Consider the following 11,880-nt stretch of genomic DNA (forward strand, 5'->3'; position numbering starts at 1 on the left):
GACGCCGTGGTAGATGTTGTACGCGCTCCCGCCCTGCCCCAGCCGGTGCAGGAACCAGAGGCGCTCCTGGTCGAAGGTGAGCGGAACGTCTCCCCCGGCGCCGCGGCGCGGAACGGCGGAGCCCCGGTTCATTCCCCCCAGCCGCGCGTCGAGCAGGGCGCGCTTGGCGGCCGAAAGCTCCGGGCGCGCCGGCGCGGACATGTCTTGGATGGTCACCTTCAGTCTCCCGCGATCGTGTTCAGTTCCGCCAGCTGCTCGGCGTGCGCGTCGTCCATCTCCAGAACGTCCTCGTAGATCCGCCGCTCCACCTCGGCGGCCATGGCCTCCAGCACGGGCGCCGCGAACACGGTCCGGATCGAAAGCTCCACCCCGAACGAGTCCTGCACCCGGGCGATGAGCCGCATGATGAGCAGGGAGTGGCCGCCCAGTTGAAAGAAGTCGTCGTTCAGCCCCACCCGGTCCACCCCCAGCACCTCGGACCACAGCGCCGCGAGGGCCTGCTCGGCCGGCGTGCGGGGCTCCGCCCACGGCGCACCCGAGTCCGGCGCGGGAAGAGCCTTCACGTCCAGCTTGCCGTTGGGGGTCAGAGGGAGGCTGGTCAGGGCCACGAAGGCGCCGGGGACCATGTACTCGGGAAGGGACCGGCGCAGGTGGCCGCGCAGCTCCTCGCCCCCGGCCTCGCCCACCACGTAGGCCACCAGGCGCGGCTCGCCGGGGGTGTCCTCCCGGACGATCACCCGCACCTCACGGACGCCGGGGTGGGCGGCGAGCACGCTTTCCACCTCGCCCGGCTCGATGCGGAAGCCGCGGATCTTGACCTGGTCGTCGATGCGGCCCACGAACTCCAGCCTGCCGCCGGCCGTCCACTTCAGCCGGTCGCCGGTGCGGTACATGCGCGACCCCGGAACGCCGGAGAAGGGGTCGGGAAGAAAGCGCTCCGCCGTGAGGGCCGGGCGGTTCAGGTAGCCGCGCACCACCCCCTCGCCCCCCACGAACGCTTCGCCGGGGACGCCCACGGGCATGGGGTACAGTGCGGCGTCCAGCAGGTAGACCCGCTGGTTCCCCGTGGCACGGCCCACGGAAACGGTCCGCGCGCCCGGCTCCACCCGCTCCACCTGCTCGTACGACGACCACGCGGTCGTTTCGGTGGGGCCGTACATGTGCAGCATGCGGGAGGGCGGGCCGGCGTTCAGGATCCGCCGCACGCCGTCGGCGTCCACCGCCTGCCCCCCGAACAGAACCTCGCGCAGCGGGGCAAAGATGTCGGGCTGCTCGCGCGACAGCTGGTTGAGCAGCGCCGTGGTCTGGTAGAGCGTGGTGATGCGCTCGTCGCGCAGAAACGAGCGCAGCGCCGGGGGTGACAGCAGCACGTCGCGGCCCGCGCCCACCAGGGTGGCGCCGTTCACCAGCGCGCCCCAGGTCTCGAAGGCGATGGCGTCGAAGCTGGCGTTGCTGGCCTGGGCCACGCGGTCACCCGGGCCGAGCGACACGTAGTCCGTGCCCACCACCAGCTGCACCACGTTGCGGTGGCTCACCATGACCCCCTTGGGCGTTCCGGTGGAGCCGGAGGTGTACACCACGTACGCAAGGCTGTCCGGGGAGGCGCGCAGGCCGGGCGCCTTTGCCGACGCGCGCGCGATCGCCCTGGCCTCGCCGTCCAGCGACACGATCCGCAGCGTTTCGGTTTCCAGCCCGCGGGCCAGCCCGCCGCGCGTCACGGCCACCGAGGCGCCTGCGTCGGCCAGCATCAGCTGCAGCCGCTCGGCGGGGTACGCCGGATCCAGCGTGAAGTAGGCGCCGCCCGCCTTGAGAACGGCCAGCAGGGTGACGATCATCTCCGTCCCCCGCTCCAGGAGCACGCCCACCCGGGCATCGGGGCCCACCCCCTGGCGGGCCAGGAAGTTGGCGAGGCGGTTGGTCCGCTCGTCCAGCTCGGCGTAGGTCAGCCGCTCGCCCCCCCACTCCAGCGCCGCGGCCCGGGGGTGCTCGGCCGCGCGGGCGGCAAAGAGCTCGTGCAGGCACACGTCGCGGGGAAACTCGCGCGCCGTCCGGTTCCACTCCTCGACCATCATCCTGCGCTCCGCCTCGCCCAGCATGGGGAGCGCGTGCACGGGCTGCGCGTCGTCGGCCGCCATGGCGGCCAGCACGTTGCGCAGGTAGCCCATCCAGCGCTCCACCGTGTCCGCCGCAAAGAGCGACGAAGCGTAGGTTACGCCCCCCACGATGCGCCCCTCGTGCTCCTGCAGCCCGAGCGACAGGTCGTACTTGGCGGTCAGCTGCGGGGCCGCGTCCACCTCGCCCAGGGTGAGTCCGGGAAGGTTCAGGGCGCCGCCGGGGGTGTTCTGCCAAGCCAGCACCACCTGAAAGAGCGGGCTGTGGGCCAGGCTGCGCGCCGGCTGCACCAGTTCCACCACCCGTTCAAAGGGAATGTCCTGGTGCTGCTGCGCCTCGATGGAGCGGACCCTGACCCGCTCCAGCAGCTGCGCCACGGTGGGCGCGCCCCGCAGGTCCACCCGCAGCGCCAGGGTGTTGATGAAGAAGCCGATCAGCCCCTCGATTTCGGGGCGGCCGCGGTTGGCCGAGGGGGTGCCCACCACCACCTCCGGCTGGCCGGAGAGCCGCCCCAGCACCGCGGCCCACCCCGCCATGACGGTGGTGAAGAGGGTGGTCCCGTGGCGCTGGCCCAGCGCCCTGAGCCCCCGGGTGAGCGCCTCGTCCAGCTCGATCTCCACCCGCCCGCCGGTGAATTCCTGCTGCGCCGGCCGCACGTGGTCGGTGGGCAGCTCCAGCAGCTCGGGTGCGCCCGCGAGCGCTCCCTTCCAGTAGTCCACCTGCGCCTGCAGGGCGTCGCGGTCCAGCCACCGCCTCTGCCACGCCGCGTAGTCGGCGTACTGCACCGGCAGGGGCGGCAGGGGATCGGCCGCGCCCCGCGCGAAGGCGCCGTACAGCGCGCCCAGTTCGTTCACCAGAACGCTGACGCTCCAGGCGTCGGAGGCGATGTGGTGAACGGTGAGCAGGAGGACGTGGTCGTCGGCGGCCATGCGCACCAGCCGGCCGCGCACGACGGGGCCGCGCTCCAGGTCAAAGGGCGCCGCCGCCTCCTCGGCCATCAGCGCCCGAAGCACGCCGTCGGCGCCGGCGTCGTCCGCCAGGTCGTGGTCCGCCAGGGCGAAGCCGCTTTCCGCCGCCGGAAGGATGCGCTGCACCGGCTCGCCCGCTTCCTGCGCGAACACGGTGCGCAGCGCTTCGTGCCGCTCCACGATGCGGTTCAGCGCCCGCTCCAGCGCGCCGCGGTCCAGCGCACCCCGCATGCGGAGGCGAAGAGGGACGTTGTACGCAGTCCCCACGCTCCCCATCCGCTCCAGGAACCACAGCCGCTGCTGCGCGAACGAGAGGGCCAGGGGCTCGCCGCGCGAAACGGGCTCGACGGGAGGGGGCGCGTCGCCGGCGTCCCGCCGCAGTCCGCGCGCAAAGTCGGCCAGCACGGGGCGCACGAACACGTCGCCCAGCGCGGCGTCCAGACCGAGCGCCTGACGGATCCGGGAAACCACCTGCACGGCGCGCAGAGAGTGCCCGCCCAGCTCGAAGAAGTGGTCCCAGCGGCCCACCCGCTCCACCCCCAGCACGCCGGCCCAGACGCGGGCCACGGCCGTTTCCGTATCCCCCACCGGCGGCTCGAAGACGCGGGTGGCGAACGCGCCGCCCTCCGGATCCGGGAGCGCCGCCCGGTCCAGCTTGGCGGTCGGGGTGAGCGGAAAGAGGTCCATCCGCACGAACGCGGCGGGGACCATGTAGTCGGGAAGCCGCTCGGCCAGGTGCGCCCGCAGCGCCGCCGCCTCGACCGTCTCGCCCCCCGTGTACCAGGCGATCAGCCGGTTCTCGCCGGTGGCGTCGGGGCGGGCCAGCACGGCCGCCTCGCGCACCCCGGGGTGCTCCGCAAGGCGCGCCTCCACCTCGCCCAGCTCGATGCGGAAGCCGCGCACCTTTACCTGAAAGTCGTTGCGGCCCAGGAACTCCACGGAGCCGTCGGGGAGCCAGCGCCCCAGGTCGCCGGTGCGGTACAGCCGGGCGCCCGGCTCTGTCCCGAACGGATCGGGGCCGAAGCGCTCTGCGGTGAGCGCCGGGCGGTCCAGGTAGCCGCGGCACACGCTGCGGCCGCCCACGTACAGCTCGCCCACGACGCCCACGGGGACGGGGTTGCCGGCGGGGTCCAGCAGGTAGACCCGCGAGTTGGCGGTCGGCCGGCCGATGGGCACGGTGGCGCGCGCCTGCTCGGGCCCGCAGTGCGGCGCCATCATGGCGGTGGCCGCCTCGGAGGGGCCGTACAGGTTGTGCAGCGCCGTCGCGGGCAGCCGCTCGCGCAGGCGGAGCAGCGCCGCGCCGGGAAGAGCCTCGCCCCCCGAAAGCACCTGGCGCAGCCCCGTGCACAGCCCCAGCCCCGGGTTTTCCAGCAGGACCAGCAGCATGGAGGCGTTCATGTTCACCAGGGTGACGCCCTCGGCCCGGATCACCTCCAGCAGGTAGTCGGGATCCCGGTGCCCCCCGGGACGGGCCATCACCACCCGAGCGCCCACGCTCCAGGGGAGGAACAGCTCGCGGATGTGGCCGTCGAAGCTGAGCGAGGTCTTGCCCAGCACCACGTCGTCCGCCGTCAGCCCCCAGGCGCGGGCTCCCCAGGCCAGCCGGTTCACCAGGCAGCCGTGGTGGTTCATCACCCCCTTGGGGCGCCCGGTGCTGCCGGAGGTGTAGATGACGTACACCAGGTGCTCCGGGCGCACGTCCGTCCGGGCGGGGTTGGCGTCCGGCTGGCCGGCCCAGGCGCCGGCGTCCTTTTCAAGGCGGATGACGGGGATCCCGCCGCCGCCCGTGATCCCGGCGAGCAGTTCGTCGGAGACGCCGTACGCCAGCAGCGCCGCGGGGGCGGAGTCCTGCACCATGTAGCGCAGCCGGTCGGCCGGGTACTCAGGGTCCAGCGGCACGTAGGCACCGCCCGCCTTGAGGACGCCCAGAACCCCCACCGCCATCTCCGCCCCGCGCTCCATGCAGATCCCCACCCGCACGTCGGGCCCCACGCCCAGCGCGATCAGGTGGCGGGCCAGCCGGTTCGCCTCCCCGTTCAGCTCCGCGTAGGTCAGCGTCGCGCCCGGGGCCGCCACCGCCACCGCGCCGGGGGTGCGCTCCGCCTGCGCCTCGAACAGCTCATGCGTGCACGCCTCCCGGGGGTACTCCGCGCCGGTGGCGTTCCACGACTCCACCACCACCGCGCGCTCCGCGTCGGCCAGCAGCCCCAGCCGCGACAGGCGCACGTCGGGGTCGCGCGACACCTGGTCGAGCAGCCGCTCCATGTGGCCCAGCATGCGCATGGCCGTGGCGGGGCGGAACAGGTCGGTGCTGTAGCCCAGGCTGGCGTACAGCCGCCCTCCCGCCTCGCCGCAGTGCAGCGTCAGGTCGAATTTGACGGTGCCGGTGTCCTGAACCAGGTATTCGGCGGTGACGCCGGGAAGCCCCGGCTCGCCTCCGACGGCGGCGCCGCCGCCGTCGCGTCCGTTGGCAAGGGTGAACATCACCTGGAACAGGGGCGAGTAGCTGAGCGTGCGCTGGGGCGCCAGCACCTCCACCAGCTTTTCAAACGGTACTTCCTGGTTGTCGTACGCGCCCAGCGTGGTTTCGCGCACGCGGGCCAGCACCTGGCGAAAGGTGGGGTCGCCGTCCATGCGGGTGCGCAGCGCCAGCGTGTTGACGAAGAACCCGATCAGCCCCTCCACCTCGGGGGTGGTGCGGCCCGCGATGGGGCTGCCCACCACCACGTCGTCGGTGCCGGCGTACTTGGCCAGCAGCACCTGAAAGGCAGCCAGCAGCACCATGTACAGGGTCGCCCCCTCGCCGCGGGCCAGCTCGTGCAGCCCGGCCAGGATCTCGGCGCCGAACACGGCTTCCTGCTCCACGCCCGCGTGCGTGGGCACGGCCGGCCGGGGAAAGTCGGTGGGAAGCTCCAGCAGCGCGGGCGCGCCCCGCAGCCTCTCCTTCCACCAGGCCGCCTGCCGGTCGAGCACCTCGCCCGCCACGTGCCTGCGCTGCCACGCGGCGTAGTCGGCGTACTGCACCTTCAGCTCGGGAAGGGGCGACGTCCGCCCTTCCGCAAAGGCGCCGTACAGCGCGCGCAGTTCGCTGAACATCACGCCCAGGCTCCACCCGTCGTGCACGATGTGGTGCTGCGAGGTGAGCAGGACGTGATCGTCGGCGGCCAGGCGCAGCAGCGCCGCGCGGAACACGGGGCCGGCGGCCAGATCCCAGGGGCGCAGCGCGTCGGCGGCCACCAGCCGCCGGGCCTCGGCTTCGCGCGCGTCCTCGTCCATTCCGTCCAGCTCGGTGACCGGGAGCGTGAAGGGGCCCGCGGGGCGGACGATCTGCACCGGCACCCCGTCGCGCTCGGCGTACACGGTGCGCAGCACCTCGTGGCGGCGCACCAGCTCGCCCAGCGCGCGCTCCAGCGCCTCCGTGTTGAGCGCTCCGCGCAGCCGCAGGGAAAGTGGACGGCTGTAGACGGTGTTCCCCGGCTGCAGGCGGTCCAGAAACCACATCCGCTCCTGGGCGAATGACAGCGGCATCTCAGGGGCGCGCTCCACCGGCGTCACCGGCGGCAGCACCCCCGCCTGCCTGGCGCGGACGGCCTCCACCCGCTCCGCGAGGGCGGCCACGGTGGGGCACTCGAAGAGGTCGCGCGGCCCCACCCGCACCCCGAACACGGCCCTGGCTTTGGCGCCGACCCGGGTGGCCTTGAGCGAGTGGCCGCCCAGGTCGAAGAAGGAGGCGTCGACGCTCACGCGCTCCACCTTGAGCACCTCGGCGAAGATGCCCGCCAGCACCTCTTCCACCGGCGTGCGCGGCGCCACGAAGGCGTCGCCCGCCGCCTCGTCCTCCCCCGGCCCCGGGAGCGCCGGCGGCGGCGCCACCCCCGCCGCGGCGGCGCGAATGGCCTCCACCCGGGCGGCCAGCTTCGCGACCGTGGCTCCTTCGAACAGGTCGCGCGGCTTCAGCGGCACCCCCAGGATGGACCGGGCGCGGGCGCCCACCCGCGTGGCCTTGAGCGAGTGTCCGCCCAGTTCGAAGAAGTCGTCGTGCACGCCGACCGCGTCCACGCCCAGGACCTGGCAGAAGATCCCGGCGAGCACCTCCTCCACCGGCGTGCGCGGCGGCACCAGGCGCCGTTCGGGCGCGGCGGCGGCCGCGGCGGGCGCGGGAAGGGCGGCGCGGTCCACCTTGCCGTTGGCGTTCAGCGGCAGCTTCGGCAGCGCCACGAACGCGCCGGGGACCATGTACTCGGGAAGGGCGCGGCGCAGGTGCTCGCGCAGGGCGGCCTCGCCCGCCCCGCCCACCACGTACGCCACCAGTTCCGGCTCGCCCGTGGCGGCGTCCTGGCGCACCGCCACCACGGCCTCGCTCACCCCGTCGTGCCCGCACAGCACGGCGGCCACCACGCCCGGCTCCACGCGAAAGCCGCGGATCTTGACCTGGTCGTCCATGCGCCCCAGGAACTCCACGCTGCCGTCGGCGAGCATGCGGCAGCGGTCGCCGGTGCGGTACAGGCGGCCCTCCCCGAAGGGGCTGGCGACGAAGCGCTCCGCCGTGAGCTCCGGCCGGCCCAGGTAGCCGCGCGCGACCCCGGCGCCGCCGATCAGCAGCTCACCGGCCACGCCCACGGGAACGGGGCGCTGCGCGGCGTCCACGACGAACACCTGGTAGTTGGGAAGGGGCCGCCCCAGCACCAGCGTCCGCGACAGGGTGTCGGGGCGCTCCGGGGTCGCCCGGAAGGTGAGCGCGCCGATGGTGGTTTCGGTGGGGCCGTAGTGGTTGAAGACGGCCACGGAGGGCGACGCCCTGACCAGCTCGTCCACCCAGGACAGGGGCGACGCCTCGCCGCCCAGCACCAGCCAGCGGCGCGGCATCACCCGGCGCGGGTCGCCGCCCGCCTGCAGCGCGGAAAGGTGCGAAGGGGTGATCTTGAGGCAGTCCACCGGGTGCTCGGCGAAGTACGCGGCCACCTCGTCGCCGCTGAAGATCCGCTTTTCCGACAGCACGTGCAGCGGTCCGCCCCATGCCAGCGCCGAAAACACCACCGTGTTGCCCAGGTCGGCCGACAGCGTCGACACCGTGGCGTAGCTGGCGCCGTCCTCCAGCCCCAGCCGGTCCCGCAGGCCGAACAGGTAGTTGGCCAGCTGGCGGTGCTCCACGGCCACCCCCTTGGGCCGGCCGGTGCTGCCGGAGGTGTAGATCAGGTACGCCAGGTGCGCGGCCCCGGCGCCGCCCACGGGGTTTTCGGGGCTCTCGCCGGCGAGCGCGTCGTCGCGGTCCAGGCACACCACGGGGATGCCGGCGGCGGGGAGCGCTTCGGCCAGCCCACCGCGGGTCACCAGCACGGCGGCGCCGGAGTCGGCCAGCATGAACCTCAGCCGCTCGGCCGGAAGGGCGGCGTCGAGCGCCACGTAGGCGCCGCCCGCCTTCAGAATCCCCAGCAGCGCCACGATCATCGCGGTCCCGCGCTCGAAGCACAGGGCCACGGGCACGTCGGGGCCCACACCCAGCGCGCGAAGGCGGTGCGCCAGGCGGTTGGCGCGGGCGTTCAGCGCCTCGCACGTGAGCTGCTCGCCTTCGCACACCAGCGCGACGGCGGCGGGGGTGCGAGCGGCCCGCGCCTCGAACAGCCGGTGCACGCAGGCGTCGGCGGGGTAGCGGGCCTCCGTGCGGTTCCACTCGTCCACGAGGCGGGCGCGCTCGGCGGAGCCCAGCAGATCCAGTTCGCCCAGCGGCACCTCGGCGCCCCCCGCCATCTGGTCCAGCACCCGCTCCACCTGCCCCAGCAGCCGCTCCACCGTGGACGGGTCCAGCAGGTCGGCGTTGAAGGTGGTGTGCATCACCAGCCGGCCGCCCGTGTCGACCGTGTCGATGTGGATGTCCCAGCGGGTGAACGGCGCCCCCGCGAGGCTCACCGCCTCCATCTCCATCCCGGCGAAGCGGGGGGTCCCCGGCTCGCCGCCCGGCGCGGGCTCCATGTTGATCTCCACCGCGATCAGCGGCGCGGCCGACGGGTCACGCGGTGCGCTGCGCTTTTCCTGCAGTCGCCCCCAGGTGAACACTTCGTGCTCGTACGCGTCCAGAAGCCAGCCGCGCACCTGGTTCAGAAAGCGCTGCGTCCCGGTGCCGGCGTCGGCGCGGCTGCGGATGGGAAGCACCTCCACGCAGTGGGCCACCAGCGAATCGCTCCCCTCAAAGGGGCGGCCGGCGGAGGAGATGCCCAGCACCAGGTCGTCCTGCCCCGTCACCCGGTGCAGGGTGGCCAGCAGGCCGGCCACCACGGTCATGAACGGCGTGGTGCCCCGCCTGCGCCCCAGCTCGCGCACCCTGGCCGTAAGCGCCTCGGAAAGGGCGTAGGTCAGAAAGCCGGCGGCGTGGGTGGGAAGCGGCCCGCGCGGGCGGTCGTACGGGAGCGCCGTGGGCTGCGCCCCCTCGAACGAGGCCAGCCACGCCGGCTCGCGGTCGGCGTACGCGTCGGCGTGCTCCGCGTAGAGCCGCGCGTACTCGCTCAGCTGCATGGCCGGGGGAAGCACCGGGGCGCGGCCCTCCAGGCGCGCCAGGTACGCCGTCTCCAGGTCGCGGCGCAGCAGGTCCAGCGACATGCCGTCGGCCGCGATGTGGTGAACGACGAACTGCAGGACGCTGCGGTCCGGCCCGTTGGCGTGCACGTGAACGCGGAACAGGGGGCCCTGGGCCAGGTCGAACACGCCGCCCACGGCCTCCGCCATCCGCGCCCGCAGCAGAGCCGGGTCCGCGGGGGCGGTGGAGGGGTCGATGAACAGCGGCAGCGCGGGGAGCGCCGGCAGCACGTGCTGCACCTCACCCCCGGGGTCGAAGACGGTGCGCAGCGACTCGTGGTGCGCCACCAGGTCGGCCACCGCGGCGCGCAGGGCTTCGGCGTCGGGGCGGCCGCGCAGCCCCGCCACCATCTGCTCGTTGTAGGCGCGCGAGGCGTCGTCGCCGAACTGCGCGTGCACCCAGATCTGGCGCTGTGCCACGGTGAGCGGCACGGCTCGCGGGCCGGCGTGGGCCGAAGGAAGCAGGGTGATCCCCGCGGGGACGGGCGTGCGGGAGCGCCCGCGCGGCGGCGGGGGCATGAAGCCCGCGCCGCGCAGCGCGTGGATGCTGTCGCGCAGCGCGCGCACCAGGGTGTCACAGTCCTCGTCGGTGTGGGCGGTGCTCAGAAAGCAGCCGCGCCCCTCCCATACGTAGACGCCCCGCTCCAGCAGGTGGAAGAAGAGCAGCTCGGCCGCCGTTTCGCCGGGGCGGAACACGAAGCGGAAGCTGCTGTGCGCGTGCAGCACCTGGACGGGCGCGCCCTCTTCCTCCAGCACGGCGCGCAGCGAGGCCACCAGTCGCCTGGCGCGCAGGTCCAGTTCGTCGTACAGCGCCTGGCCGCGCTCCCTGAGGTGCACCAGCACGGCGTGCGCGGCCGCCATGGCCGCCGGGTGCTTGCAGAAGGTGCCCGCGAAGAAGGTCTGGTCGGCGGCCGGGTAGCTGTCGTCGCCAAAGCTCCACTGGCCGCCGTCGATGGCGTCCATGAGCCGCGCGCTCCCCGCCAGCACGCCGATGGGCAGGCCCCCGCCGATCACCTTGCCGTAGGTGGCCAGGTCGGCCCGCACCCCGAAGAACCCCTGCGCGCCCCGCGGTCCCATGCGAAGCCCCGTGATCGTTTCGTCGAAGACGAGCACGGCGCCGCTCTGCCCGGTGAGCGCCCGGAGCTCATGCAGGAACTCGCGGGGCTGCAGCTCGGGGTTGTTGCTCTGGATCGGCTCCACCAGCACGGCGGCCAGTTCGCTCCCGTGCGCGCGCAGGTATTCCAGCGCCTCGTCGCTGCCGTAGGGAAAGAGGACGATGTCGTCCACCATCCGCCGCGGAGTGCCGGGGGCGATCGGGCGGGGGCGGCCGTCCGCGCCGGCGCGCGCCAGAATGCCGTCGAAGCAGCCGTGGTATGCGGATTCGAACAGCATCACCCTGTCGCGGCCGGTGACGGCGCGCGCCACGCGCAGCGCCGTCATGACCGCCTCGCTGCCGGTGTTGCAGAAGGTGACGCGCTCCATCCCCGTCACTTCGCTGAACAGCCGCGCCACGGGGCCGGCCAGGTCGCTCTGCGGGCCGGTGTGAAATCCGCGCCGCACCGCGTCCTCCACCGCCTGCACGATGAACGGGGGGCGGTGGCCGAAGAAGTGGACGCCGAAGCCCAGGGTGAAGTCCACGTACTCGTTGCCGTCCACGTCCCACAGGCGCGTCCCCTCGGAGCGCTCGCCCACGATGGGGTACATCAGCTCCTTGGTGGCCAGGCGAAACCCCAGCGACGCGCGGTTGTCCGCCAGGTGCGGGCGGTGCTCGGCCGCGTATTCGCGCGAGCGGCGGGTGCGCTCGGTGTAGCGCTGCACCAGCGATTGAAAGTACGCGTTCTGCTGCGCGTTGTAGCCGCCGCCCAGCCCCATGGTGGCGCTCACGGGACGGTGCGGGCCGTGCGACGCCGGCTTCTCCGGCTCGGCCGCCCCCTGCGCCCGCTCCCGCGGGGCTGCCGGCGCCGGCGCCGCGGGCGCGGACGCGGGGTGCCCGCCGGCACCGGGGTCTGCCGCGGGGTGGCTTCCGTTCGTGCCGGCGCCGTGGGCCGGCGCGGCGGGGCCGACCGGGGCGCCGGCCGCCGGCCCGCCGCCGAGCATGGCGAGCTGCGTCTGCATGATGGCGAGCTGCTGGGCAAAGATCTCCTGCAGCGCGGACGCGTCGCCCGGGGGCGCGGCGAAGACGTGCGGCACACGGACCACCCCCGGCGGCCCGGCGGCGGCGGGGGCGCCG

General features: G+C 73.9%; 2 protein-coding genes. Both read right to left on the reverse strand.

The features are described from left to right. Window positions 1-216 (reverse strand): hypothetical protein (locus VF665_RS14810; protein WP_331054213.1); only part of this gene is annotated, 216 nt, incomplete at its 3' end. Between the two features lie 2 nt (window positions 217-218). Then, window positions 219-11,840 carry an amino acid adenylation domain-containing protein gene (locus tag VF665_RS14815; protein ID WP_331054214.1) on the reverse strand — a complete coding sequence of 3,874 codons (11,622 nt, stop codon included), beginning with the start codon at window positions 11,838-11,840 and terminating at the stop codon, window positions 219-221. Window positions 11,841-11,880 lie beyond the last annotated feature (40 nt).

Origin of the sequence: Longimicrobium sp. (genome assembly GCF_036387355.1) — a bacterium.
In the GTDB taxonomy this organism is placed as follows: Bacteria; Gemmatimonadota; Gemmatimonadetes; order Longimicrobiales; family Longimicrobiaceae; genus Longimicrobium.